Raw genomic sequence first — 25633 nt, 5'->3', positions numbered from 1 at the left:
AGAGAGAATTGCTGTCCATCATACAAGCCGCAGGCTGGCCCATCTGGCCCTTGGTTGCCTGCTCGGTGCTGGCGCTGGCGCTCGTGATCGAGCGTTTTATTGCCCTCAAAACGGCGCGCATCGCTCCGCCAAAATTGCTGGATGAAGCCATTTCGGTCTCGTCCGTCACCCTCCCCGGCCCCGACGTTGTCGCGCAACTGGCGCAGAACTCGGTCCAGGGCGAGGTACTCGCGGCCGGTTTGCGGGCGCTCAACACCAACCCCCGCTGCAGCGAGGCCGATTTGCGCGCCTCCATGGAAAGCGTGGGGCGCCGCGTGGCGCATCAGCTTGAGAAATCGCTCGGCGCCCTGGCCACCATCGCTTCCGCCGCGCCGCTGCTGGGCCTGCTGGGCACCGTCATCGGCATGATTGAGATTTTTGGCTCACAGGGCTCTGGCGCCGTAGGTACGGGCAATCCTGCGCAGCTGGCGCATGGCATTTCGGTGGCCTTGTACAACACTGCGTTTGGCCTGATCGTCGCCATTCCCTCGCTGATCTTCTGGCGCTACTTCCGCGCCCGGGTGGACGCCTATCTGCTCACCCTGGAACTCTCGGCCGAGCAGTTCGTGCGCCACCTGCTGCGGATGCAGAAATGAAGGCAGCACACCACCGGCAATGGCAGCTTGGAAAAAGGCAGCGCCCATGAACTTTCGCTCGCGCGATCGGGACGAACCCGAGATCAACCTGATTCCGTTCATCGACGTGCTGCTGGTGATCCTCATCTTTTTGATGCTGACCACCACCTACAGCAAGTTCACGCAGCTGCAATTGACGTTGCCGGTGGCCGATGCCGAACAGATGCGCGACCGGCCCAAGGAAGTGATCGTCTCGGTCGCAGCCGACGGCCGCTACGCGGTCAACAAGACGGCGCTGGACGGACGCAGCGTCGACGTGGTGGCCGCAGCGCTTCGCACTGCGGCCAGCGCCGGCCCCGAGAGCATCATCATCATCAGCGCCGATGCCACGGCACCGCACCAGTCCGTCATCACGGTCATGGAAGCGGCACGCCGCGCCGGCCTTACGCAGATTACCTTCGCCACGCAGTCGGCAGCCAGCGCCGGCGCCGCGCCGCGCTGAGTCGTTCATGCCACAGCCGGCCGACCAGGCGTGGCCGCAAAGCAGTTGGCGCGGGCGCGGTGCAACGGCGCGGCTGCTGTGGCCCTTGTCGTTCTTCTATGGCGCCCTGGTGCGGCTGCGACAGCGCCTCTACCGGCTCGGCTGGCTGCGCAGCAGCCGGTTTGCCGTGCCGGTCATCGTGGTGGGCAATGTGGTGGCAGGCGGCGCCGGAAAAACCCCCGTGGTGATGGCGCTGGTGCAGCACCTGCAGGCACGGGGTCGGCGGCCTGGCGTGGTCTCGCGCGGCTACGGCCGCAGCAGCCAGGGCACCCGCTTTGCCGAACGGGGCAGCGCTGCCCAGGAGGTGGGCGACGAACCTGCGCTCATCGCCCGCCGCTGCCGCGCGCCCGTGGTGGTCTCCGAGCAGCGCAGTGACGCCGCAGAGGCGCTTTTGGCGCAGCACCCCGACACCGATGTCATCGTCTGCGACGATGGTTTGCAGCACCTGGCGCTGGCGCGTGACCTCGAAATTTGCGTCTTTGGCGCGCAGGGCGTGGGCAATGGCTGGCTGCTGCCTGCCGGACCGCTGCGCGAGCCCTGGCCCCGACCGGTGGATTGGGTGCTGTATGCGGGCTCGCCGCCACCAGACTGCGCGGCCGCCTGCTTTGAGATCGTGCGCAGCCTGGCCCATAGTGCCCGCACTGCGAATGGCGATGCGGTGGCATTGTCGGATCTGGCCGAAATCCCGTTGGTGGCCGTGGCAGGCATCGCCCAGCCGGAAGATTTTTTTGCCCTGCTGAGAAGCCGCGGACTCGTGCTTGCGCAGGCGCTGGCATTGCCAGATCACTTTGATTTTGATAGCTGGAAACCCAATATAGATAAGCGACAGAGGCTTATTTGTACCGAAAAAGACGCCGTGAAACTGTGGCCACGCTTCCCTGAAGCCCTGGCAGTTCCCCTGGAGGTGAGCATTGATCCTGCATTTTTTGCCGCGCTCGATGTCCGCCTGGACCAGCTCCAGCGCGCCTCGCTATCATCGCCATCCTGATTGCCAACGCGCTTTGCCGCCTGCTGCCATGGACCCCCGATTGCTTGAACTGCTCGTCTGCCCCGTCACCAAAGGCCCCCTCACCTACGACCGCGGGCGCCAGGAGCTGGTCTCTCGCAGCGCCCGGCTGGCGTACCCGGTGCGCGACGGCATCCCCGTAATGCTGGAGGTCGAAGCGCGCACGCTGAGCGACGAGGAACTCGAACAGTGACGGAGCAAGGCACGGCGGGCGAGATACGCTCCGCACCCGTGGCGGTGCGTTTCTCAGTCCTGATCCCGGCGCGCATGGCGTCAAGCCGGTTGGCGAACAAGCCGCTGGCCGACATTGCCGGCCTGCCCATGGTGGTGCGCGTGGCGCAGCGCGCCGCGCAGAGTGGCGCCCTGCGCACCGTGGTGGCAGCCGACGACGTGCGCATCCTGCAGGCCTGCGCCGAACACGGCATCGAAGCCATCGCTACCCGCGCCGACCACGCCAGCGGCAGCGACCGCTTGGCCGAAGCCTGTGTGGCGCTGGGCCTGGACGCCGACGATGTGGTGGTCAACGTGCAAGGCGACGAGCCTTTGATCGACCCGCAACTGGTGCACTCCGTCGCCGCCCTGCTGGCCCGCCAGCCGGGCGCCAGCATGGGCACGGCAGCGCACGCCATCGCATCGCTGGACGAGTTTCACAACCCCAATGTCGTCAAACTGGTACTGGACGCGAGCGGCTGTGCCAGTTATTTCAGCCGCGCACCCATCCCCTGGGCGCGCGACCTGCGCGGCAGCGACTGGTGGAATGGCGCCGCCGCAGAGGCACAGCCCAGAGTGACGGCACTGGCCGGTTTTGCACCGCTGCGCCATATCGGAATCTACAGCTACCGCGCTGGTTTTCTGCGCGCCTACCCGACGCTCCCGCAAGCCCCGACCGAAGCCATCGAGCAGCTCGAACAGTTGCGCGCGCTCTGGCATGGCCACCGCATTGCCGTGCACCTTGCCGAAGACGCACCGGGGCCAGGCGTGGACACCCAGGAAGACCTGGAACGCGTGCGCGCCCGGTTCGCCTGAGCCAACGAAGCCGCCTGCTCCCGCGTAAGCTGGCACGCAAGGAGCGCGTGCTATCCTCAAAAGCTGAACTAGAGCACGAGGCCGGAGGGACACGTGCCGGCGCCCAGCGCCACCCGCTTTCATCTACCTGGAGAAGACCCCATGAGACTCATTTTGCTGGGCGCCCCCGGTGCCGGAAAGGGCACGCAAGCCACATTCATCTGTCAGAAATATGCGATTCCGCAGATTTCCACCGGCGACATGCTGCGCGCCGCCGTCAAGGCAGGCAGCCCGCTGGGCCTGAAGGCCAAAGCGGTCATGGATTCGGGCGCGCTGGTCAGCGACGACATCATCATCGGCCTGGTCAAGGAGCGCATCGCTGAGCCCGATTGCGCCAATGGCTTTCTGTTCGACGGCTTTCCACGCACCATCGTCCAGGCCGACGCCATGAAGGATGCGGGCGTCAAGATCGACTATGTGCTGGAAATCGACGTTCCATTTGACGCCATCATCGAACGCATGAGCGGGCGCCGCTCGCACCCAGCCAGCGGCCGCACCTACCACGTCAAATTCAACCCGCCCAAAGTGGCCAACGTGGACGACGAAACCGGTGAGGCGCTGATTCAGCGTGACGACGACAAGGAGGAAACCGTGAAGAAACGGCTCGACGTCTACAGCGCGCAAACGCGCCCCCTGGTCAGCTACTACTCCGACTGGGCGCAGCGCGACCCCGCCAATGCCCCAAGTACCGTGCCATCAGCGGCACGGGCAGTGTGGAAGAGATCACCGCACGCGCACTGGCGGCCCTCGCCGAGTAGCCACACGCCAGGCTGGCGCCTGGACCTCCTGAAACGCCCCGCAAGGGGCGTTTTTCATGGCGTAGGTGATGACCGCATCAGCTCCAGCAGCAACGAGATGCGTGCCTTGACCGGCGAGAGGCCATCGGCCAGGGGCAGCCCATGGGCAGGCCGGCCCACCACCACGCCGAGCGGGCACCGTGTGCTCACACGCACCGCCACGCCTGCTTCTTGTGCACGCAGCAAGGCCACTTCCAGCGCGTGGTGCAGGGTTCCATTGCCGGTACCCGCCACCACGATGCCTCGAACGCCTGCTGAGACCAGCGCATCCACCTGCCTGCCGCATGCGCTGGCATGGCTGAGCACAATTTCCACCCAGGGCCATGCGCCAGGGTCGGCAGGCAGCGTCTGGGGCGGCTCGGCACCGACAGACCGTGCCGGCGGCCAAGGGTGCACCAGCCGCAACCTGCCCTCTTCCATCCAGCCTGTCGGGCCCGCATCGCCGGAGCCAAAGGCATCAACGCGGTAAGGCGACATTTTTTGCACATGGCGCGGCGCATGGACCGCTCCGGCACAGACCACACTCACGCCCAGAGCCCGCGCATCGGACGCCAACGCGACCGCATCCAGCAGGTTTTGCGGTCCGTCTGGCGATGCGGCAGTAGCCGGCCGCATCGCGCAGGTCAACACCAAGGGCTTGGTGGCAGGCAAGGTTTCAGCCAGCAGCCAGGCGGTTTCTTCGAGCGTATCCGTGCCATGGGCAACGACGATGCCGCGCACGCGTTCGTCCTGCAAATGCTCCCGGCAGCGTGCATGCAACTGCGACCAAAAACTCGCATCAGCGTCTTTGCTGTCGATCTGCGCTATCTGCTCGGCCACCCATGCAAGCGGTGGCTGCCCCTGCGCAACCGGAAGAGCGTCCAGCAGCGACTGCACCGTGCGCTCGCCGGCCCGGTAGCCAACGTTGTCGCCGGCTCGCGCTGAACTGCCAGCAATCGTGCCACCGGTTCCCAAAACGACAATCTTTGTGCCAATCACTTGCATCCCTTGAAAAACTGGTTAAAAATACAGCTACTGAAATTTTATACAGCTGTGCTCAGCATGGCGTACGAACATGTTCAACGGCCCCAAACTCACCGCCAGGCAGCAGCAGATTCTCGATCTGATTCAAACCGCCATTGCCCAGTCTGGCGCACCCCCTACCCGCGCCGAAATAGCCAAGCAGTTGGGCTTTAAATCGGCCAATGCGGCCGAAGAGCACTTGCAAGCGCTGGCCCGCAAGGGCGTGATCGAGCTGGTCAGCGGCACCTCGCGCGGCATCCGCCTGCGAGGCGACGCGGTGCGCAGTCTCAACGCAGCGCGGGGCACGCAATTCAATCTGCCCATCCCCGGTCTGTCGCAACTGGCCCTGCCCCTGGTGGGACGCGTGGCTGCAGGCTCCCCGATTCTGGCGCAGGAACATGTCGAGCAAACCTATTGTGTAGAAAGCAGCCTGTTTCAGCGCAAGCCCGACTATCTGCTGAAGGTGCGCGGCATGTCGATGCGTGATGTCGGCATCATGGACGGCGACCTACTGGCCGTGCAGCAAACACGTGAGGCGCGCAACGGCCAGATCATCGTCGCCCGCATTGGCGAAGAGGTCACCGTCAAGCGCCTGCGGCGCACCGCCCACGCGATTGAATTGCTGCCGGAAAACCCCGACTTTCCAGTCATCGTGGTGCAGCCCGATGAGCCTTTCGAGATCGAAGGCCTGGCCGTCGGACTCATTCGCAACACCATGCTGATTTAGCCGTTCGTCCACGCACTGCAGGTGGCGGGCGTTTGGCGGGCAGCAGTTCCGCCATCCCTGCAGTGCGTGAAGGCCTGGAGTTTTGGGCACCACGTTCTCGGTCCTTCGGTCTCTTTGGAAGACTGAGCAGGCGGCAGAACCGGTTGGCAACGAAACCTTCGGCCTTCTTTATTTTGAATCCTGCCTGTGTTCAACCATTGCCCATGGGAGCTTCACATGCAAATTGCGTTTCACCACCTCTCGCGCCTGTCTCTGTCCTTTGTCACGCTCTGCCGTTCCTTCGGAGGGGAAGCGGCACACAAACGCAGCCATGCTGCGAAGAATGCGCCGGCCGCTGTGGTGCACCCCATCGAATTGACTGGCACGAGCAGCCCGCCCCCAGCCACAAGCCCACGCAGCGCAGGCAGAGCAGCGCCGCAGGGGGCTCGGGCGGCGTCTGCCCGCTGCACGCGTCCACCGGTTGCCTCGCGGGCCAGCATTCAGCCTGCCCGCACCGTGCGCGTTCTGCGCAAGCGTGAAGGCTCGGCCGAGCATCTGGCCATCGTGGGCCGCATGGCCGACGTATGCGCCGAGCTTGATCGTCTGGCTGCGCGCGAGCGCCTTTGCTGATCCCTGTGGACAGGCAGAGTGCGCAAACTGCGGACCCACGAGGAAAGGGGCTTTTCATCCGAAGATTATTGTGAAAATTGCCTCTAGCGCTTTATAGATAAGCGCTTATAGCTACTTTTTCAATAGCAAATGCCAGATGTCTTCTGGCGTTGCACTGGAGCTTTTGGCCATTCTTGCGCCAAGAGATGCTGCCGCCTGAACACACAGCGATGGCCAAGCCCTGCAGCGTGCAAGGCACAATCGGGCCATGAACATCGTGATCCTCGACGACTATCAGGATGTCGTTCGCAAGCTCCATTGTGCCGAGCGCCTCGACGCCCACTCCGCCAAGGTCTATACCAACACGGTCAAAGGCATTGGCCAGTTGTCGGTGCGGTTGAAGGACGCAGACATTATCGTTTTGGTGCGCGAACGCAGCCACATCACTCGACAACTGATCGAAAAGTTGCCCCGCCTGAAAATGATCTCTCAAACCGGGAAGATAGGCGGCCACGTCGACATTGCGGCCTGCACCGAACGCGGCATCGCCATTGCCGAGGGCGTCGGCTCGCCCGTGGCACCGGCAGAACTGACATGGGCGCTCATCCTCGCCGCCATGCGCCGGCTGCCGCAATATATCTCCAATCTCAAGCATGGCGCATGGCAACAGGCGGGCCTCAAATCGGCCTCGATGCCAGCCAACTTTGGCATTGGCAGCGTCTTGCGCGGCAAAACCCTGGGAATCTGGGGCTATGGACGCATTGGCCAAATCGTCGCCGGCTATGGCCGCGCGTTTGGTATGAATGTACGCATCTGGGGCAGCGAGTCGTCGCGCGCGCAGGCCCTGTCCGATGGCTATCAGGCGGCCGTGACGCAGCAGGACTTTTTCGAGCAATGCGACGTGGTTTCTTTGCATTTGCGCCTGACTGCGCAGACCCAGGGACTGATCACGCTGGAGACACTCTCCTGCATGAAGCCCACCTCGCTATTGGTCAATACCTCGCGCGCGGAACTGATCGAGCCCGACGCCCTGCTCGCTGGCCTCAATCGGGGACGTCCTGGCATGGCTGCCATCGACGTGTTCGAAAGCGAACCGATTCTCCAGGGACATGCGCTGCTGCGCCTGGAGAATTGCATCTGCACGCCCCACATTGGGTATGTCGAGAAGGACAGTTACGAGCTGTATTTCGGATCGGCCTTCGACAACGTGCTCAATTTCATGCGTGGGACACCCACCAACATTGTCAACCCTGGAGCTTTGCAGGTCCGGCGCTGACGCGCTGCACCAACCTTGGCATGCGAGCACAAAAAAAGGCTTCCCCAAGGAAGCCTTTTTGCATGGTCTCGGGCTCCCAGGAGCCCGAACGAGACTTTGCTTAGTTCAGCGGGCTCTTCTTGCCGTCAATGTAGTTGTACAGCGTAATGGCGGGGTTCTTCATTTCGCCATTCTTTTCAAAGCTGATGTTGGCAGTCACGCCCTTGAAGTTCGACTTGGCCAGTTCAGGCAGGTAGACCTTGGGATCGACGGAATTGGCACGCTTCATAGCGTCAACCAGCAGCATCGTGGCGTCGTAGGTGTAGGGGCTGTAGACCTGGAACTGGCCTGGGTACTTCGCGTCGTAACGCTCTTTCCATGCCTTGCCGCCTGGCATCTTGCCGAGCGAGGCGCCGCCTTCAGCGCAAATCACGTTCGACAGCGTCTTGGCGCCGGCTGCAAGCTTGGCGATTTCGCTGGTGCACACGCCATCACCGCCAAAGTACTTCACGTTGGCCATACCGAGCTGCTCCATCTGGCGCAGCATGGGACCGGCTTGCGGGTCCATACCGCCGAAGAAAATAGCATCGGGGTTTTTCGCCTTGATGGCGGTCAAAATTGCCATGAAATCGGTGGCTTTGTCGGTCGTGAACTGCTGGTCCACTTGCTTCATGCCAAGTTCTTTACCGACCTTGGCGAACACGTCCGCGACGCCTTGGCCGTAAGCGGTGCGGTCGTCAATGACAGCGAAGGACTTGAGCTTGAGCGTGTCGTGCGCATAGTGCGCCAGACCGGCTCCCAACGCCAGGTCGTTGGCAATGATACGGAAGGTGGTCTTGTAGCCAGGCTTGGTCAGGTTGGGGTTGGTAGCCGCACCCGTGACCATGGGAATACCGCAGTCATGGTAAACCTTGGACGCAGGAATGGTGGTGCCCGAGTTCAGGTGACCCACTACGCCAGCCACCTTGGAGTCGCACAGCTTTTGTGCGGCTGCCGTGCCTTGCTTGGGATCCGATGCGTCGTCTTCGGCCTGAAGTTCAAATTTGATCTTCTTGCCGCCGATCGTCACGCCCTGGGCGTTCAGGTCTTCGATGGCCATGCGGGCGCCATTTTCGTTGTCCTTGCCGTAGTGGGCCTGTGCACCCGAAACCGGGGCGACGTGACCAATCTTGACCACTTGCTCCTGGGCCAGTGCCATGCCGGCAACAGCGGCAAACGCTGCGGCTACGGTCAGTTTCAACTTCAATTGCATAGGGATCTCCAGTAAAGATAAAACGCTGAGCATCTTTTTTGTGTCTCAACGCGGCGGAAGATAGCGCAATTTTCCAGATTGCGGCATTAGGGAACACGCGCAATCAGCGCATGAAGAGGCATAAAAGCTGCACTTATAGAGCTGGCGCAAGCTATTGATTTGACTTGGAAGCCAGCTCGTCCGCAACGGCTTCATAGACGGCATGGCGGACCACCGATTCGACCTCTTCGCGCAGCCTGGGCAGGATGGAGCGCGTTTGCTCCAGCACTACGGACGCAATCGCGTCGCGCAAACGCAGATCCAAGGACACATCCACACGCTGCATCACGCGGTGTACGAGCAATTCTTCGAAATCTTCGCTAAGCAGCTCGCGTGCCGACGCCTTCTGTACCGGCGTGGGCGGTGCCAGCGCGGTGGCCGCAAACCCTGTCTTTTCTGTAGCCGCAGCAGGCAACACGCTTGCCTGCGGTGCCGCCACAGGCGCGGCCTGTACAGGTTTTGGGACAGTGACGGGCTGAGCAGAACTTCTGACGGGTACCGCCAAACCAATCGGCACGGAAGGCGTGCTCACCACGGGCGGTAGCCGCCGCTCAGGCGCCGCCAGTGGCCGCTGCGCCGGCGCCGAATGCGGCACTGACTGCTCACCACTCGGCACCACCTCGGTGAGGGTGGGCACAAATCGCGGAGGAACTCGGGGCGTGGTGACCATCAAGCGCTCCTTGCCACCAAATCGTGGCGCTCCAGGGTATAGCCACGCTGCAGATAGTGCTTCCAGCGCCTGCGTGCGGCCGTTCGATCGGTCTCGTCGGTGGCGCTGACCACCTCAATCAGCCGCGCAAAGCGGCCGAAGCCGTCCGGCACCTCGTCTTCCAGGTTGAGCAGCACGTCGTGGTGCGAGGCAAGCTGGGCATCTTGCGTCAGCAGGATGGGCGATGCATCCACGCATTCGGCAGCGTCGCCGATTTGGCAGTGCGCCACAAAATCATGGGCGGACATATTCCATAGCATGGCATCGAGCGTCTCCAGTACGGGTGCGCTCGCTTGAATGACGAGCCGCCGGTCCTGCCGCAGCAACTTGCGCGCGACCCGGCAGGCGTGCTCCAACTTGTCCTGCGCGTTGAAGTGAAAGGCAATGTCGGTCATGCGCCAGGACGAGACGTGCGCACCTTGCGCGGCGCTGCTTTATTGCGTGCGGGCGTTGCCTTCTGAGACGTTGCAGCTTGCGCCTCGGCCCGAGCCAAAAGCCAATGCGTAAGCAAAGCCACCGGCCTGCCCGTCGCGCCCTTGGCTGCGCCACCTTTCCACGCGGTTCCGGCGATGTCCAGGTGCGCCCAGGGCACATCCCCGACAAAGGCCTGAAGAAATTTGGCCGCCGTGACGGACCCTGCGGGACGCCCGCCCACATTGCCCAGATCGGCAAAATTGCTCTTGAGGCCTTCTGCATATTCGTCGTCGAGCGGCATGCGCCAGGCGAGGTCGCCTGATGCCTCACCTGCTGCCAGAAGCGCCTCACCCAGGGCGTCGTTAGAGGCAAACAAGCCCGAACGCACGCCGCCCAACGCAATCACGCAGGCACCGGTCAGGGTGGCGATGTCGACAATGGCTTGCGGCTTGTGGCGCTTGCTGTAACTGAGGGCGTCGCACAGCACCAAACGGCCCTCAGCGTCGGTGTTGAGCACTTCAATGGTCTGCCCACTCATGCTGGTCACCACGTCTCCAGGCTTGACGGCGCGGCCATCGGGCATGTTTTCGCACGTCGGGATCAAGCCCACCACGTTGATGGTGGGCTGGAGTTGTGCCAGTGCACGGAACACCCCCAGCACGCTGGCTGCGCCACACATGTCGAACTTCATTTCGTCCATTTCCGATGCCGGCTTGATCGAGATACCGCCAGTATCGAAAGTGATGCCTTTGCCAACCAGCACCAGCGGAGCCTGCCCCCGAGCTGCGCCGGTGTAGCGCAGCTCGATGAAGCGCAGTGGCTCTGCTGAGCCCCGCGCCACGGCCAGGAACGCACCCATGCCCAGGCGCTCCACCTCCGCGGGCCCCATCACTTTGCACTGGACATTGGGATGCTTGGCCAGCGCCTTGGCGGCTTCGGCCAGCATGCTGGGAGTGGCGTGGTTGGCGGGGCGGTTGCCCCATTCGCGCGCCAGCTCCACACCCAATGCCACGGCCTGGCTGGTCTCGAACGCCGGAGCAACGGCTTTGGGTTCAGGCACGCCGAGAACGACCCGCGTGAGCTCCGAAGTCTCGGCCTTGGGCTTGGTCAGCGTGTACACGTAGCGCGCTTGCGCAATACCTTGTACGACAGCCGACACCGCAGACGCCGTCACACCGCCCGCAAAGCAGACCACAACGCGTTTGACGCCGGGGCTGCGGAATGCCGGGGCGATGGCGGCAAGCGCCTGGCGCACCGCCCGCGCATCGCCTGGCCCCGCGCCGACGAGAAGCAAGCGCCGCGCCGCCATGCCAGGAGGCTGGTACAAAGCCAGCGACTTGCCTGGCTTGGTTTCCAAGTCCTTGTTTTTTAGGGCCTGCGCAATCAGGCGTGCCAGCGGATCATCGCCCGGGACGAAATCCTCGCCTACCAGAACCACCAACTGATCGCATTTCTCCGCAGCAACCGTGCGCAAATCCAGTGTTTTGAGATCAAAGTTCATAATTGCCTTTTTACGTCTGTTCCATGTTATTCGATTCATCTCTGCGCAAGGAGCTGGGCCGCAGCTTCGGTGCGACGCTCGTGGTTTTGGTGACGGTGGTCATGACCATGATGCTCATTCGCACGCTGGGCCAAGCTTCACGTGGCAACGTCAGTCCTTCGGACGTCATGCTGGTCATGGGCTACACCGTGCTGGGGCAGTTGCCCACCATTTTGAGCCTGAGTCTCTTTGTTGCCACCATCGGCAGCCTCTCACGCATGTACCGCGACAGCGAGATGGTGATCTGGTTCTCCAGCGGCAAGGGCCTGGCCAGCCTGCTGCCCTCCCTGCTGCGCTTTGCCTGGCCAGTCATGCTGGTGGTAGCGGTACTGTCGCTGCTGGTCTGGCCCTGGGCCAACCAACAGATTCAGGAACTGCGTGCCCAGTACGAGCAGCGCGGCGACGTGGACCGCATTGCGCCTGGCGAGTTCCAGGAATCGGCCAGCGGCAAACGCGTCTTCTTCATCGACAAGGACAGCCCGGAACCCAATTCGGCAAGCAATGTTTTCATCGCAGCCAATGAACGCGATGGGCAAGCGATCACCTCGGCGCGCAGCGCCCGCATCGAAATGCGCGGCGCCGACCGGTTTGCGCTGCTGAGCAATGGCCAGCGCCTCGAAACAACGGTCGGCAAACCCGATCTCAAATTGAGCGAATTCGAGTTGTACGGAACCCGCGTAGGCTCGGCACGCACCGACTTTGGAGCCAATGGCTCCGCCAAAACCCGCAGCACGCGCGAATTGCTCGCACAGCCGGCACTCCCCCACCAGGCCGAACTGGCCTGGCGCATCGGCTTGGCCTTTACGGCGTTCAATCTGGTGGTCCTGGGGCTGGCGCTGGCCAGCGTGAATCCGCGCGCCAGCCGCAGCGGCAATCTGCTCTTTGCCTTGTTTGCTTTCGTTGTTTACTACAACTTCATGACGCTGGGCCAAAGCTGGGTGGGATCGGGGCGCTTTGGTCTGGTGCCCTATGTGGGGCTCCTGCATGGCGGCGTTTTGCTGTTTGCGCTGGCGCTCATTGCCATTCGCCACAACCGCTGGGCCTTGACAAACCTTTGGCGCGGGCGAGGAACGGCGGCATGAAAACGATTCGCTGGATGGTGTACCGTGAAGTGCTTGCGGCCATCGTGCTCGTCACGCTCGGTTTTCTGGCGCTGTTTTTCTTCTTCGACCTGATCGACGAACTGCGTTCGGTCGGCCAGTCTCCCGAACTCTATCCCGTGTCGCAGGCCGTGCTGTATGTACTGCTGGGCATGCCCAGCCATTTGTACGAACTTCTGCCGATCACTGTGCTGATCGGCACCATCTTCGTCATGGCCCGCTTTGCACAAAGTTCAGAGTTCACCATTCTGCGCACCAGCGGCCTGGGTCCGGGCCGCGCCCTCACCATGCTCCTGCTGCTCGGCTGCGCTTTTGTCGTGCTCACCTTTGCGCTGGGCGACTACGTGGCCCCGGCAAGCGACCGCGCAGCACAGGTCCTCAAGTCGCGCGGTTTGGCTCGTCTCACAAGTGGCGGCACCGGCGCCTGGCTGAAGGAACGCCAGGGTGAGGACTCCGTCGCCGTCAATGTTCGCGCCATCCGCTCTGACGGGCTGATGGAGGAGGTTCGTATTTTTCGCTTTGACGCCAGTGGCCGACTGGCATCTCAGACCCACGCGCAGACGGCACAGGTGGCGCCGGAGGGCGACGCGTGGCAGCTTGCGACGGTGCGCAGCAGCAGCTTCGTGCGCGATGCAGCGGGCGACACCGTGCGCGCCGAGCGATCGCAACTGCCGCAGCTGCGCTGGCCTACCGCCATCACGTCGGACATGGTGTCCGCTGCCGTGCTCAAGCCCGACCGCATGGCAACCATCGATCTTTTTCAATACGTTCGCCATCTGGAGGCCAACGGCCAGTCAGCGCAGCGCTATGAGATCGAGTTCTGGCGCAAGGTTTTTTATCCCCTGAGTTGCCTGGTGATGGTGGTGCTGGCGCTCCCCTTTGCCTACCTGCACTTTCGGGCCGGCTCGACCACCGGCTATGTGTTTGGCGGCGTGATGGCCGGCATCAGTTTCTTCCTGCTCAACAACGTGTTTGGCTTTGCTGGCAACCTGCAGCAGTGGTCGCCCTGGCTGACCGCAGCGGCTCCGGGACTGATCTACACCTTTGCGTCGCTGGCGGCCTTTGGCTGGCTGGTGCTGCGGCGCTGATGGCACCTGCGGAGCAAATGGGCGACTCCAAAGGCATCATCTTGTTCGCCCATGGCTCGCGCGACCCGCTCTGGCGCGCCCCCATTGAGGCCGTCCGGGCGCATATCGAGCACGCACAGCCGGAAACCCTGGTGCGCTGCGCCTACCTCGAACTGTGCGCGCCCGATCTCTCGCAGGCCGCTCGCTCGCTGCACGAAGCCGGCGCGCGCCAGCTCACCATCGTTCCGATGTTTCTTGGTACCGGACGCCATGCGCGCGAAGATCTTCCGCGGCTCGTCGCTGCGCTGCGCGAACAACACCCGGATCTGCAGATCGCATTGCAACAGGCCGTTGGCGAAGACCCTCGCATGACGGCGCTGATGGCGCAAATCGCCGTGGACCCCACGACCGGCTGAAGTCACCGGAGACGCAACGCTTCGGTGGGTCACACTCGAGCATGCTTTTCAGAGCGAGATATCGCATAATGATGCGATTCTTTAGTTGCAATTCGGTATGAACCTCCACCAATTTCGCTTTGTTCAGGAAGCTGCGCGCCGCAACCTGAACCTGACCGAGGCGGCCAAGGCGCTGCACACCTCGCAGCCCGGCGTCTCCAAGGCAATCATTGAGCTTGAAGGCGAACTGGGGGTAGATATTTTTGCGCGCCACGGCAAGCGGCTCAAGCGCATCACCGAGCCTGGACAGCATGTGCTCAAGAGCATCGAGCTGATAATGCGCGAGGTCGGCAACTTGAAACGCATTGGCGAGCAGTACAGCGCGCAGGACACCGGCACCTTCAGCATCGCCACCACGCACACCCAGGCGCGCTATGTGCTGCCGCCTGCCGTGGCCAAACTGCGCGAAGCCTACCCCAAGGTCAACGTCAGCCTGCACCAGGCCACGCCCGACCAGGTGGCCCGCATGCTGATCGATGAAGTAGCAGAGATCGGCGTGGCCACCGAGTCGCTGGCGGATTACCCCGAGCTCGTCACCCTGCCCTGCTACGAATGGCAGCATGTCCTGGTGATGCCGCATGGCCACCCCTTGGCGCAAAAGGAGCGCATCGGCCTGGAGGACATTGCCCACGAACCCCTGATCACCTACCACCCCTCGTTCACTGGACGCACCAAGATCGACCAGGCCTTTGCCGCGCGGCGCCTGCAGCCGCGCATCGCGCTCGAAGCCATTGATTCGGACGTCATCAAAACCTATGTGCGCCTGGGCCTCGGCCTGGGCATCGTCGCCGAAATGGCAATGCGCGACGACCCGCTGGGCGACCTGGTGGTGCGCCCCATCGGGCATCTCATCGGGCAAAGCGTGGCGCGCGTGGCTTTCAAGCGCGGTGCCTACCTGCGCAACTTCGTCTACCGTTTTGCCGAGCTGCTCAGCGACCGCCTGAGCCGCGAACTGGTGATGCGCGCCATGACCGGTCAGGTCAACGACTACGAACTCTAAACCTGCAAGACCCATCGCCATGGACACCGCCGCCGCACCGCGCACCCCCGCCCTTGCCAGCCGCCTGCCTCAAGTGGGCACGACCATCTTCACCGTCATGTCGGCGCTTGCTGCCGAGCATGGCGCCGTCAATCTCGGCCAAGGCTTCCCGGATTTCGATTGCGATCCGCGCTTGCTGGATGCGGTGAACGCCGCCATGCGCGCGGGCCACAACCAGTACCCACCCATGCCAGGTATGCCCGCCCTGCGAGACGCCGTTGCTACAAAAATAGAAGCACTCCACCGATACCAATACAGCGCCGGATCCGAAATTACCATTACAGCCGGCGCTACTCAGGCAATTCTGACCGCCCTCCTCGCCATCGTGCACCCCGGCGACGAGGTGATCGTGCTCGACCCCTGCTACGACAGCTACGTGCCCAATATCGCATTGGCAGGCGGCGTGGCGGTACGCGTGCCGCTGACGCCAGGGAGCTTTCGCCCGGACTTCGACAAGATCAGCGCGGCCATCACGCAGCGCACCCGCGCCATCGTCATCAACAGTCCACACAACCCGAGCGCCACGGTGTGGAGCGCGCAGGAGATGCGCCAACTCGACGACCTGCTTGCGCCCACCGACATCTTGCTCATCAGCGACGAGGTGTACGAACACATGGTTTTCGACGGCGCCGAGCACCAAAGCGCAGCGCGCTTTCCAGGCCTGGCTGCGCGGGCGTTCATCGTCTCGAGCTTTGGCAAGACCTTTCACGTCACCGGCTGGAAGGTCGGCACCGTTGCCGCGCCCGCCGCCTTGACCGCCGAGTTCCGCAAGGTGCACCAGTTCAACGTGTTCACCGTGAACACGCCCATGCAGGTCGGCCTGGCCGACTACCTGCAAGAGCCGGCGCCGTACCTGCAACTGCCAGCGTTCTACCAGGCCAAGCGGGATCTGTTCCGGCGCGGCTTGGAGGGTTCCCGCCTGCGGCTGCTGCCCGGCAGCGGCGCAGGCAGCTATTTCCAGTGCGTGGATTTCTCAGCCGTGAGCGACTTGAACGAATCCGATTTCTGCCAGTGGCTCACGCGCGAAATCGGTGTCGCGGCAATCCCGCTTTCGGCGTTCTATGGCGATGGATTCGACCAGCGCGTGGTGCGGTTTTGCTATGCCAAGCGGGACGAAACCTTGCGCGCAGGGATCGAAAAACTCCGTCGCATCTAGGAGGCTGTCGGACTTGGAGCGTCGAAAGCGAAAACCGAAGGTTTCACCAAAATCGGCCCCAGCGAGGACAGTTTTTGCCGGATTTGCAGCCTCATAGCCCCGCTATGGGGCAAAAAGACGGTGTTCTCGAAGAGCGGCGAAGCCAAAAATGGACCGCTGCGGTCGATTTGCAGCCGACGATTTCCAAGTCCGACAGCCTCATAGGGCCTACTTCAGTGGCAGGACGCGTCCAGCTACAACTGCTCAGCACGCAGTTGCTCGGCGCTCTTTGCCGAGAGCAGGCCGGGCGGTACGTCAAACACGGTCTTGGCCCCAAACTGGCCCATTTGCTGCAGTCGGTGCACGGCACGGGCGTAGGCGACCAGCACGCTGGCCGTGAATTCCGGGTTGCTCTCAAGCTTCAGACCGTATTCGATCACCTGGGTATGCGCGTCTGTCGTGTTGCCGCTGCGAATGACAAATCCGCCGTGCGGCATGGCGCTGTGGTTTTGCCGCAGTTCTTCTGCAGTGATGAAGTTCACCGCAGTGTCGTATTCGTCAAAGTAATGCGGCATGGTCACGATCGCTTGGCGCACGGCCTGCGCATCGGCGCCAGCGTTGAGCACCACGAAGCACTCGCGCGTGTGTTTTTCGCGTGTGGCGAGGCTGGGACGCGCGCCGCTGCGCACCTTGTCTACCGCTTGCGGCACCGGCAAGGTGTATTGCACGCCGGCAGCCACCCCAGGCACCCGGCGAATCGCATCCGAATGTCCCTGGCTCAAGCCTCGGCCCCAGAACGTGTAGGTAGCGCCATCCGGCAGCAATGCCTCGCCCATGACCCGGTTGACGGAAAACATGCCTGGGTCCCAGCCAGCCGAAATCAGCGCCGTCTTGCGATGGGCGAGCGCCGGGGCATTCACGGCAGCAAAGTATTCCGGGATGCGCGCATGCGTGTCGAAGCTGTCCACCGTATTGAACAGGGCCGCAAGCTGGGGGCCTTGCTCTGGCAGGTCCTCTTTCGAGCCGCCGCACAAGATCAGCACATCGATGCGATCTGTGTGCCCCACAAGCGTCTCCATGGCATGAATGGCCGTGCCAGCGTGCAACGGCTGGATTTGCTCTGGCGCTCTGCGGCTGTAGATGCCGACGAGTTGCATGTCAGGGTTCTTGGCGATAGCGGCTTCAACACCGCGGCCCAGGTTGCCATGGCCAGCAATGGCGACTCGAATCATTTGCATTTTCCCGGTTCTCCCTGGATCAATGGTTGTGAACCCACCCATGCGGGCGGGACTTGAGATAGCGGTGTCAGATCACTCGGCGCGCGCACCCGTGGTGCGCACGACCCGGCCAATGCTCAAACCCTGCACCAGAATCGAAAAGACAACGACGCAGTAAGTCAGGGTGAGCACCACGTCGCGCTCGGGTCCACCGGGCAACGAAAGCGCCAGCGCCACCGAAATACCGCCGCGCAGCCCACCCCAAACCAGCACCCGCGCCGAACCCGGCGGCAGTTGCAGCCACCGGGCGCCGGCACGTACCGGAAGGCCCACCGTGAGCCAGCGCGCCAGGAGCGCCACCAGGATGGCGACGGCGCCAGCCAGCAACAGGGGAGCGGAGAAGGAAATGACCAACACCTCCATGCCGATGAGCACGAACAGCACGGCGTTGAGAATTTCGTCGATCAGCTCCCAGAACATATCCACGTAGCGCCGCGTGGTATCCGACATGGCGCGTGCGCGGCCACCGTTGCCCACCATGAGGCCCGCCACCACCATGGCCAGGGGCCCCGACACATGCAGATGCGCGGCCAGCGCGTAGCCGCCCACGACAGCGGCCAGGGTAATCAGCACCTCGACCTGGTACTGGTCGATGGTTTTCAGCAGCCACACCGTGATCAGCCCCAGCGCCAGTCCAAACACAATGCCGCCGCCCGCTTCATGCGCCAGCAGCGTGAAACCCTCCGTCGCTGTGGGCAGGCCGCCACTCGCCAGCACCCCCAGCAGGAGTGAGAACAGCACCACGCCGACGCCGTCGTTGAACAGCGACTCACCAGAGATCACCAGCTCCAGCGTCTTGGGCGCGCCGGCAGATTTGAGAATGCCCATCACCGCAATCGGATCGGTGGGCGAAATCAGCGCGCCAAACAACAGGCAGTACAAAAGCGGCAGCGGCACGCCCAGAAACGGCAGCGCCAGCCACATCCCCAGGCCAACAAGCACCGTGGAGAGCAGCGTTCCCACCAGCGCCAGGCCCGCCACCGTAAAACGGTACTGTTTGAGCGCGGCGATGTCCACGTGGAGCGCACCGGCAAATAGCAGGAAGGACAGCATGCCCTGCATCAGCACCTCGGAAAAATCGAGCGTCCTGAGAAACGATTCCTCGTACCGGCGCAGGCCGTGGTCCAGCCCGGCGGCACTGAGCGCCACGATGAGCAGCGAGAAGCCCAGCGCAATCACCATCACCCCGATGGTGGTGGGCAGGCGCACAAAGCGGTGGTTCAAGTACGAGAGCAGCGCCGTAACGACGAGGCAGATGGCAGCAATGTCCAGCATAGGCAGCAAAAGGGAGCAACGCGCTCAGAGCAGCACGATGTCGTACTGCTCCTGGCCCATGGCGGCCTCGGTCTGCAGCGAAATGGGCTTGCCGATGAAGTCCGACAGGCCGGCCAGGTGGGCGCTTTCTTCGTCAAGGAACAGCTCCACCACCGCAGCCGATGCAATGACCCGGAACTCGCGCGGGTTGAACTGGCGCGCTTCGCGCAGGATCTCGCGCAGGATGTCGTAGCAGACGCTGCGCGCCGTCTTGACGCTGCCTTTGCCCTGGCAGGCGGCGCAGGGCTCGCACAGCATGTGGGCGAGTGATTCGCGCGTGCGTTTGCGCGTCATCTCGACCAGGCCCAGGTTCGAAAATCCTCCGGCCATGGTTTTCACGCGGTCGCGCGCCAGGTGCTTGCGGAACTCGGCCAGCACCGCACTCTGGTGCTCTTCGCGCAGCATGTCGATGAAGTCCACGATGACGATGCCGCCCAGGTTGCGCAGACGCAATTGGCGGGCGATGGCGCCGGCCGCTTCCAGGTTGGTCTTGAAGATGGTGTCGTCGAAATTGCGCGCGCCCACGTAGCCGCCCGTGTTCACGTCCACCGTGGTCAGCGCCTCGGTCTGGTCGATGATCAGGTAGCCGCCCGATTTGAGGTCCACACGCCGGCCCAGCGCACGGGCGATTTCCTCGTCAATGGAGTACAGGTCAAAAACCGGGCGCTCGCCGCGATAGTGCTGCAGCTTGGCAGCGGCGGCGGGCATGAACTCCAGACCAAAGGCGCGCAGGCGCTGGAACTGCTCCAGCGAATCGATGCGAATGCTTTGCGTGTGCTCGCCGACCAGGTCGCGCAGCACACGCTGCAGCAAATCGAGGTCCTGGTGCAAAAGCGAGAGCGGCGGCTGGCGCAGCGCGGCGTCCTTGATGCGCGTCCAGGTCTTGCGCAGATAAGCGATGTCGTCAGCCAGCTCGGCGTCGGTGGCGTCTTCGCCATTGGTGCGCAGGATGAAACCACCCCCACCGCCCGAAGCCTTGTCACCCACCAAGGCCTGCAGCCGCGCGCGCAGGGCTTCGCGCTCGCCCAAAGGGATCTTTTGAGAGACGCCCACATGCTCGTCCTGCGGCAGAAAGACGAGCAGGCGCCCGGCCACGCTGATTTGCGTTGACAGGCGCGCGCCCTTGCTGCCGATCGGGTCCTTGATGACCTGCACCATCAGCGCCTGGCCCTCAAACACCTGCTTCTCAATCGGCACCTGCGGCTCGCTCTTGCGCGCCAGCACGCCCGCGTCGCCCTCCGGGTGGCGCTGCCAGACGTCGGCCACGTGCAAAAACGCGGCGCGCTCCAGCCCAATGTCGATGAACGCCGACTGCATCCCCGGCAAGACGCGCGCCACCTTGCCCAGGTACACGTTGCCCACCAGGCCGCGCTCGAGCGTGCGCTCGACATGCAGTTCCTGCACCGCGCCGTGCTCGACCACGGCGACGCGCGTCTCCTGCGGTGACCAGTTGATGAGAATGTCTTGTTGCATGGTGGCGGGGCTCATTCAGACGGCAAAACCGGCGGCGCGCAGCAGTTGCGCCGTTTCAAACAAAGGCAGCCCCATGATGCCCGAATAGCTGCCGCGCAGCATGGGAATGAAAGCGCCGGCCCGCCCCTGCACCGCATAGGCCCCAGCCTTGCCCAGCGGCTCGCCGGTGGCGACGTAGGCGGCGATCTGCCCGGGCGTCAGGGCGGCAAACTGCACGGTGGACACCGACAGCGCCGCCAGCCGCCTGGCGCCCACCTGCAGCGCCACGGCGGTGAGTACGCGGTGGCTGCGGCCGGCCAGCTCGGCCAGCATGCGCGCTGCGTCAGCCGCGTCTTCGGGCTTGCCATAGATACGCCGGCCCAGCGCCACCGTGGTGTCCGAGCACAGGATGGGCGCGGCAGGCAGGCTCCGGCGGGCATGGCGCTGCACCGCTGCATCGAGCTTGAGGCCGGTGACGCGTTCCACATAGGCTTTGGGCGCCTCACCGGGCAGTTGCAGCTCGATGGCTTCGGCGTCCTCAAAGCTGTCGCCCTCGGCGTTGGGCAGCAGCAAGGCATGGCGCACGCCCAACTGATCCAGCAGCTGGCTACGGCGCGGACTTTGCGAGGCAAGGTAGAGGAAGTCTGGCATGAAAATTTAAGGTAAAACTGCCCTCCAGCGCTTATTCCACAAGCACTGGCAGCTATTGAAAGGATAGTATTTTGCACCGCCCTGCCACAGCGGCGCGCCCACCCTATTCCCGATGGTAGGGGTGGCCGGCGTTGACCGACCAGGCGCGGTAGAGCTGCTCGATCAGCAGCACGCGCACCATGGCGTGCGGCAGCGTCAGGTCCGACAGGCGAATGCGCTCGTGCGCGGCCTGGCGAAACGCAGGTTCGAGCCCGTCGGGCCCGCCAATGACCAGCGCCACGTCGTCACCGCTCAGTTGCCAGCGCGTCAGCCGCTCGGCCAGGGCCTTGGTGGTGAGGCTGGTGCCGCGCTCATCGAGCACCACCACACGCGTGCCTTTGGGGATGGCTGCCGTGATGCGCTCGCGCTCGGCGGCGTACAGCGTGTCCAGCGTTTTCGAGCCGCGCGGCTCGGTCTTGACCGCCTTGAGTTCGACCTTGATCTCAGGCGGAAAGCGCTTGGCGTAGTCGTCGTAGGCGGTTTGCGCCCAATCGGGCACGCGCTGGCCGACGGCCACGATCAGCAGGCGCATGGGCTACGCAACGGGGTCAAGCCTTGCGGCCGGGGGCTTTGCGGGCGGGAGACTTGCCGGTCGCCGACTTCGCCGCAGGCGCCGCCTTGGCGGACGCAGCGCCGCGCTTCGGCGCAGCCGACTTTTTCGCCGGTGCGGCTGCGCTGCGCGGCTTGACGACCACGGTTTTCACCGCCGTCGTTTTTGCAATGGGCGATTTCGCAGCAGGCGATTTCGCAGCGGTTTTGGCCGTCGCCTTGGCAGCGGGCTTCGCGGCCGATTTCACTCCCGGCTTTGCAGCAGCCTTTGGCACTGCCTTTGTAGCTGCCTTGCGCGCTGGCGCGGGGCTGGCAGGCGCTGCCGCAGCGCTCTTGCGTGCCGGGGCTTTCTTTGCCGAAACTTTTGCCGGAGTACCGCCTTGGGCTTCTGCCGCCTTGGCCGCGCGGCGGGCGGCCGTCTTCACGGGCACTTTGGCTTCTGGCGCCACGGGCTTGGCCGCGCCCAGTTTGAGTCGCACGGGCATCTCGCCCCACAGCTCTTCCAACCGGTAATACTGGCGAATACTGGGCTGCATGATGTGCGCCACGGCGGCGCCGCAGTCCACGATGATCCATTCCCCGTTGTCCTCACCCTCGGTGCGCGGCTTGGGGAAGCCGGCTTCCTTGACCGCATCGCGCACACTGGCGGCCAGCGCCTTGGTCTGGCGATTCGACGTTCCCGAGGCCACGATGACACGCTCGAACAGCGGCGAGAGGTGCTCGGTGTTGAACACCTGAATGTCCTGCGCCTTCACGTCTTCGAGGCCATCCACAATGGCGCGCTGGAGTTTGGCGACGTCTTTCTTGGCGGCGGATTCCGAGGTTTTGGAGGTGGTCATCAGGTGGTGTGAAAGGTAAACAGGGTGAAAACAATATAGCGTGGGCTTGCCACAGCGGCCAGCGCTGGGTAAAGCAGCCCGGCACCATCGCCGGAAAATTGAAGTGAAATAGGGCTCTAGCGCTTTACCCTCAAGCGCGAGCAGCTCCTGAAATTATAGCTGGCGGGTGTTGCGGGGAAGCCCGTCTCGTCAAACCCAATCGCGTGGCACGAGAAAATGCTCGGTCAATTTCGCCTCGGGCGAGCCTGCTGCAGGCGTCCGCCGATAGGCCCAACTGGCCAGCGGCGGCATGGACAGCAGGATGGATTCGGTGCGCCCGCCCGACTGCAAGCCAAAGTGCGTTCCCCGGTCCCACACCAGATTGAACTCCACATAGCGGCCGCGCCGGTAGAGCTGGAAATCGCGCTCGCGTTCACCGTAAGGCGTATCAAAGCGGCGCTGCACAATGGGCAGGTAGGCCGGCAGAAAGGCATCGCCCACGGCCTGGGTCATGGCCATGCTTTGTGCAAGCCCCAGCTCGGAAAAGTCATCGAAAAACACGCCGCCCACGCCGCGCTGCTCGGCGCGGTGTTTAAGACTGAAGTAGTCGTCGCACCACTGTTTGAAGCGCGGGTACTTGTCGCTGCCGAACGGCGCGAGCGCGCCCTGGCAGCTGCGGTGGAAATGCACCACGTCTTCGTCAAAGCCGTAGTAAGGCGTCAGATCCATGCCGCCGCCAAACCAGCACACGGGCTCGCTACCAGCATGGCCGGCCGCGATCATGCGCACGTTCATATGCACGGTGGGCACGTAGGGGCTGCGCGGATGGAATACCAAGGACACGCCCATGGCCTCGAACGGTGCCCCCGCCAATTCGGGCCGGTGCTGCGTGGCAGACGGCGGCAGGCGCGGTCCGCGCACATGCGAGAAACCACAGCCGGCGCGCTCGAAAACGCGCCCACCTTCGATGATCTTGGTGATGCCATCGCCCTGCAGTTGCTCGCCCTCGCCCTTGCGCCAGGGGTCCACCACGGCTTGGGCACCGCCCTCGCCTTCGTCCTCAATCGCTTGCAGCGCGCCGACGATGCGGGTCTGCAGGCCGAGCAGGTAGTCGCGCATGCCAGCCACACCGGCGCTTCGGCCAAAAATATTGTTCATGGATTCTTGATGGCGCGGTGGCCAATGTCGCGCCGGTACTGGGCGCCGTCAAAGTGGATACCGCGTGCCACGTCATAAGCACGCTGCTGGGCCTGGCGCACGTTGTCGCCCAGGGCGGTGACGCACAGCACGCGTCCACCGCTGGTGCGCACCACGCCGTCCTCCAGAACCGTGCCGGCATGGAACACCATGGCGTCGTCCTGGTCCTGCGGCAGGCCCTGGATGGCGTCGCCCTTGCGCGGCGCCTCGGGGTAGCCGTGGGCGGCCATCACCACGCCCAGCGCGGTGCGGCGGTCCCATTGCAGTTCGATCTGGTCCAGCTTGCCGTCAATGGCCGCGCCCAGCACATCGAGCAGATCACTCTTGAGACGCATCAAGATCGGCTGGGTCTCGGGGTCGCCCATGCGGCAGTTGAATTCCAGCGCTTTGGCGTGACCCTGGGCATCGATCATCAGCCCGGCATACAGGAAGCCGGTGTAGGGAATGCCGTCCTTTTCCATGCCGCGCACCGTGGGCAGGATGATTTCGCGCATGGCCCGCGCGTGCACGTCGGCTGTGACCACCGGCGCTGGCGAGTAGGCCCCCATGCCGCCGGTATTCGGGCCTTCGTCACCGTCCTGCAGGCGTTTGTGGTCCTGGCTGGTGGCCAGTGCGGCGACGTTCTTGCCGTCGCACAGCACGATGAAGCTGGCTTCTTCTCCCGCCAAAAATTCTTCAATGACGACGCGCGCCACTCCTTCGTTGTGGGTCACGCCGTATTTGTTGTCCACCAGCATGAAATCCACGGCGTCGTGGGCCGCCTTGAGCGTCATCGCCACCACCACGCCCTTGCCTGCTGCCAGGCCGTCGGCCTTGATGACGATGGGCGCGCCCAGGCGCTCGACAAAGGCATGGGCCTTGGCGGGATCCGTGAATGTGTCGTAGTCGGCGGTGGGAATGCCGTGGCGGCGCATAAAGGCTTTGGAGAACGCCTTGGAGCTTTCCAGCTGCGCTGCGGCCTTGGTGGGCCCGAAGATGCGCAGGCCGTGGGCACGGAATTCATCCACCACACCGGCCGCCAACGGCGCCTCTGGGCCCACCACGGTCAGGCCGATCTTGTGGGCCAGCGCCCATTCGCGCAGCGCGCGCACGTCGGTGATATCCAGGTTGTGCAGATCGGGCGAGAGCGCCGTACCGCCGTTGCCAGGCGCCACAAAGACCCGCGTGATCTTGCGCGACTGGGCCAGCTTCCAGGCGATGGCGTGTTCGCGGCCACCGCCGCCAATGACAAGTACGTTCATGTTGGGGAAAAGAGGTCAGATCGCCGCGTTGTGGAAGACTTCTTGAACGTCGTCGAGGTCTTCGAGCGCGTCCAGAAGTTTTTGCATGCGCTCGGCGTCCTCGCCGGCCAGCTCGATGGTCAGGTCCGGGCGCATGGTGACGCCCGCGTCGGCCGGCTCCAGGCCCGCAGCCTGCAAAGCATCTTTGACGACCTCAAACTCAGCGGGCGCGGTCAGCACCTCGATGGCACCGTCTTCGTCGGTAATCACGTCGTCGGCGCCGGCTTCCAGCGCCACTTCCATGACCTTTTCTTCGTCGGTGCCCGGCGCGAACACCAGTTGCCCGACGTTCTTGAACTGAAAGGCCACCGAGCCGGTGGTGCCCATGTTGCCGCCGTACTTGCTGAAAGCGTGGCGCACTTCGGCCACGGTGCGTACGTGGTTGTCGGTCATGGTGTCCACGATGATGGCCGCGCCGCCGATGCCGTAGCCCTCGTAGCGGATTTCCTCGTAGTTCATGCCTTCGAGCGTGCCCGAGGCCTTGTCGATGTTGTATTTGATGCGGTCGGCCGGCATGTTGGCCGCCTTGGCCTTGTCCACCGCCAGGCGCAGGCGCGGGTTGGCCGACAGATCGCCGCCACCGGCGCGCGCCGCCACCGTGATTTCACGGATGATGCGCGTCCAGATCTTGCCGCGCTTTTCGTCCTGGCGCCCCTTGCGGTGCTGAATGTTCGCCCACTTGCTGTGTCCGGCCACTGGGAGTTCCTCGTT

General features: G+C 63.7%; 27 protein-coding genes and 1 pseudogene. 14 read left to right on the top strand and 14 right to left on the bottom strand.

The features are described from left to right. Nucleotides 1-8 precede the first annotated feature (8 nt). From C6571_RS15580 to adk, 6 genes and pseudogenes are all read left to right on the top strand, one after another. Complete coding sequence (locus tag C6571_RS15580) at nt 9-635, top strand: MotA/TolQ/ExbB proton channel family protein (RefSeq protein WP_106447500.1); 627 nt, start codon at nt 9-11, stop codon at nt 633-635. 46 nt (nt 636-681) lie between these two features. Beyond that, a complete protein-coding gene (locus C6571_RS15575) occupies nt 682-1116 on the top strand; it encodes an ExbD/TolR family protein (RefSeq protein ID WP_106447499.1) in 435 nt (144 codons plus the stop codon). 7 nt (nt 1117-1123) lie between these two features. Further along, the gene (gene lpxK / locus C6571_RS15570; protein WP_106447498.1) at nt 1124-2143 is read left to right on the top strand and encodes a tetraacyldisaccharide 4'-kinase; all 1020 of its coding nucleotides are present in this window, start codon (nt 1124-1126) and stop codon (nt 2141-2143) included. Between the two features lie 28 nt (nt 2144-2171). Then, the gene (locus C6571_RS15565; protein ID WP_106447497.1) at nt 2172-2354 is read left to right on the top strand and encodes a Trm112 family protein; all 183 of its coding nucleotides are present in this window, start codon (nt 2172-2174) and stop codon (nt 2352-2354) included. Nucleotides 2355-2428: 74 nt separating this feature from the next. Beyond that, a complete protein-coding gene (gene kdsB / locus C6571_RS15560) occupies nt 2429-3187 on the top strand; it encodes a 3-deoxy-manno-octulosonate cytidylyltransferase (protein ID WP_106447496.1) in 759 nt (252 codons plus the stop codon). A gap of 141 nt (nt 3188-3328) precedes the next feature. Next, nucleotides 3329-3984: pseudogene (adk, locus tag C6571_RS15555) on the top strand (adenylate kinase). A 54-nt stretch (nt 3985-4038) separates the two neighbouring features. Here the strand turns inward: adk and C6571_RS15550 are convergent. Next, complete coding sequence (locus tag C6571_RS15550) at nt 4039-5007, bottom strand: asparaginase (protein ID WP_106447495.1); 969 nt, start codon at nt 5005-5007, stop codon at nt 4039-4041. Nucleotides 5008-5077: 70 nt separating this feature from the next. Between C6571_RS15550 and lexA the strand changes: the two genes are divergently transcribed. The 3 genes from lexA to C6571_RS15535 all read left to right on the top strand — a co-directional run bounded on the left by lexA (nt 5078) and on the right by C6571_RS15535 (nt 7616). Further along, on the top strand, nt 5078-5752 hold the full coding sequence (gene lexA, locus C6571_RS15545; protein ID WP_106447494.1) for a transcriptional repressor LexA: 675 nt from the start codon (nt 5078-5080) through the stop codon (nt 5750-5752). A gap of 216 nt (nt 5753-5968) precedes the next feature. Then, nucleotides 5969-6361 (top strand): hypothetical protein, encoded by a 393-nt coding sequence (locus C6571_RS15540; protein ID WP_106447493.1) that lies wholly within the window; start codon nt 5969-5971, stop codon nt 6359-6361. 247 nt (nt 6362-6608) lie between these two features. Next, a complete protein-coding gene (locus tag C6571_RS15535; protein ID WP_106447492.1) occupies nt 6609-7616 on the top strand; it encodes a D-2-hydroxyacid dehydrogenase family protein in 1008 nt (335 codons plus the stop codon). A gap of 100 nt (nt 7617-7716) precedes the next feature. Here C6571_RS15535 and C6571_RS15530 read toward each other — a convergent pair whose 3' ends face one another. The 4 genes from C6571_RS15530 to C6571_RS15515 all read right to left on the bottom strand — a co-directional run bounded on the left by C6571_RS15530 (nt 7717) and on the right by C6571_RS15515 (nt 11510). Continuing rightward, nucleotides 7717-8847 carry a branched-chain amino acid ABC transporter substrate-binding protein gene (locus C6571_RS15530; protein WP_106447491.1) on the bottom strand — a complete coding sequence of 377 codons (1131 nt, stop codon included), beginning with the start codon at nt 8845-8847 and terminating at the stop codon, nt 7717-7719. 151 nt (nt 8848-8998) lie between these two features. Then, on the bottom strand, nt 8999-9556 hold the full coding sequence (locus C6571_RS15525; RefSeq protein WP_106447490.1) for a hypothetical protein: 558 nt from the start codon (nt 9554-9556) through the stop codon (nt 8999-9001). Next, nucleotides 9556-9990: a DNA polymerase III subunit chi gene (locus C6571_RS15520; protein WP_106447489.1), complete on the bottom strand. Its 435-nt coding sequence runs from the start codon at nt 9988-9990 to the stop codon at nt 9556-9558. The genes C6571_RS15525 and C6571_RS15520 overlap by 1 nt, the downstream gene beginning before the upstream one ends. Next, complete coding sequence (locus C6571_RS15515) at nt 9987-11510, bottom strand: leucyl aminopeptidase (protein ID WP_106447488.1); 1524 nt, start codon at nt 11508-11510, stop codon at nt 9987-9989. Before C6571_RS15515 ends, C6571_RS15520 begins: the two co-directional genes overlap by 4 nt. A 23-nt stretch (nt 11511-11533) precedes the next feature. On the opposite strand from C6571_RS15515, the gene lptF reads away from it, so the two are divergent. The 5 genes from lptF to C6571_RS15490 all read left to right on the top strand — a co-directional run bounded on the left by lptF (nt 11534) and on the right by C6571_RS15490 (nt 16366). Continuing rightward, nucleotides 11534-12631, top strand: a complete 1098-nt coding sequence (gene lptF / locus C6571_RS15510; protein WP_106447487.1) for an LPS export ABC transporter permease LptF — start codon at nt 11534-11536, stop codon at nt 12629-12631. Next, nucleotides 12628-13737 carry an LPS export ABC transporter permease LptG gene (gene lptG, locus C6571_RS15505; RefSeq protein ID WP_106447486.1) on the top strand — a complete coding sequence of 370 codons (1110 nt, stop codon included), beginning with the start codon at nt 12628-12630 and terminating at the stop codon, nt 13735-13737. The genes lptF and lptG overlap by 4 nt, the downstream gene beginning before the upstream one ends. Nucleotides 13738-13754: 17 nt before the next feature. Further along, nucleotides 13755-14132, top strand: coding sequence for a sirohydrochlorin chelatase (locus tag C6571_RS15500; RefSeq protein ID WP_245901310.1), 378 nt, complete (start codon nt 13755-13757; stop codon nt 14130-14132). A gap of 97 nt (nt 14133-14229) precedes the next feature. Next, nucleotides 14230-15171 (top strand): CysB family HTH-type transcriptional regulator, encoded by a 942-nt coding sequence (locus C6571_RS15495; RefSeq protein WP_106447484.1) that lies wholly within the window; start codon nt 14230-14232, stop codon nt 15169-15171. 19 nt (nt 15172-15190) lie between these two features. Next, entirely contained in the window at nt 15191-16366 is a 1176-nt protein-coding gene (locus C6571_RS15490) for a pyridoxal phosphate-dependent aminotransferase (protein ID WP_106447483.1), read from the top strand. A gap of 233 nt (nt 16367-16599) precedes the next feature. Here the strand turns inward: C6571_RS15490 and C6571_RS15485 are convergent, their stop codons facing one another. The 9 genes from C6571_RS15485 to C6571_RS15445 all read right to left on the bottom strand — a co-directional run bounded on the left by C6571_RS15485 (nt 16600) and on the right by C6571_RS15445 (nt 25618). After that, the gene (locus tag C6571_RS15485) at nt 16600-17583 is read right to left on the bottom strand and encodes a diaminopimelate dehydrogenase (RefSeq protein ID WP_106447482.1); all 984 of its coding nucleotides are present in this window, start codon (nt 17581-17583) and stop codon (nt 16600-16602) included. 72 nt (nt 17584-17655) lie between these two features. After that, a complete protein-coding gene (locus C6571_RS15480; RefSeq protein ID WP_106447481.1) occupies nt 17656-18897 on the bottom strand; it encodes a cation:proton antiporter in 1242 nt (413 codons plus the stop codon). A gap of 24 nt (nt 18898-18921) precedes the next feature. Further along, entirely contained in the window at nt 18922-20409 is a 1488-nt protein-coding gene (gene rng / locus C6571_RS15475) for a ribonuclease G (RefSeq protein WP_106448280.1), read from the bottom strand. 15 nt (nt 20410-20424) lie between these two features. Next, a complete protein-coding gene (locus tag C6571_RS15470; RefSeq protein WP_106447480.1) occupies nt 20425-21039 on the bottom strand; it encodes a Maf family protein in 615 nt (204 codons plus the stop codon). A gap of 103 nt (nt 21040-21142) precedes the next feature. Then, nucleotides 21143-21610 carry a 23S rRNA (pseudouridine(1915)-N(3))-methyltransferase RlmH gene (rlmH, locus tag C6571_RS15465; protein ID WP_106447479.1) on the bottom strand — a complete coding sequence of 156 codons (468 nt, stop codon included), beginning with the start codon at nt 21608-21610 and terminating at the stop codon, nt 21143-21145. A 16-nt stretch (nt 21611-21626) separates the two neighbouring features. Then, on the bottom strand, nt 21627-22466 hold the full coding sequence (gene rsfS / locus C6571_RS15460; RefSeq protein ID WP_106447478.1) for a ribosome silencing factor: 840 nt from the start codon (nt 22464-22466) through the stop codon (nt 21627-21629). A gap of 189 nt (nt 22467-22655) precedes the next feature. Beyond that, on the bottom strand, nt 22656-23603 hold the full coding sequence (gene hemF / locus C6571_RS15455) for an oxygen-dependent coproporphyrinogen oxidase (RefSeq protein ID WP_106447477.1): 948 nt from the start codon (nt 23601-23603) through the stop codon (nt 22656-22658). Next, nucleotides 23600-24883, bottom strand: a complete 1284-nt coding sequence (gene purD / locus C6571_RS15450; protein ID WP_106447476.1) for a phosphoribosylamine--glycine ligase — start codon at nt 24881-24883, stop codon at nt 23600-23602. Before purD ends, hemF begins: the two co-directional genes overlap by 4 nt. Nucleotides 24884-24898: 15 nt before the next feature. Next, nucleotides 24899-25618 (bottom strand): YebC/PmpR family DNA-binding transcriptional regulator, encoded by a 720-nt coding sequence (locus C6571_RS15445; RefSeq protein ID WP_106447475.1) that lies wholly within the window; start codon nt 25616-25618, stop codon nt 24899-24901. Nucleotides 25619-25633 lie beyond the last annotated feature (15 nt).

It is taken from the genome of Simplicispira suum (genome assembly GCF_003008595.1).
In the GTDB taxonomy this organism is placed as follows: domain Bacteria; phylum Pseudomonadota; class Gammaproteobacteria; order Burkholderiales; family Burkholderiaceae_C; genus Simplicispira; species Simplicispira suum.
The sequence above is the reverse complement of the archived record's forward strand: the minus strand, read 5'-3'. Positions and strand labels throughout refer to the sequence as shown.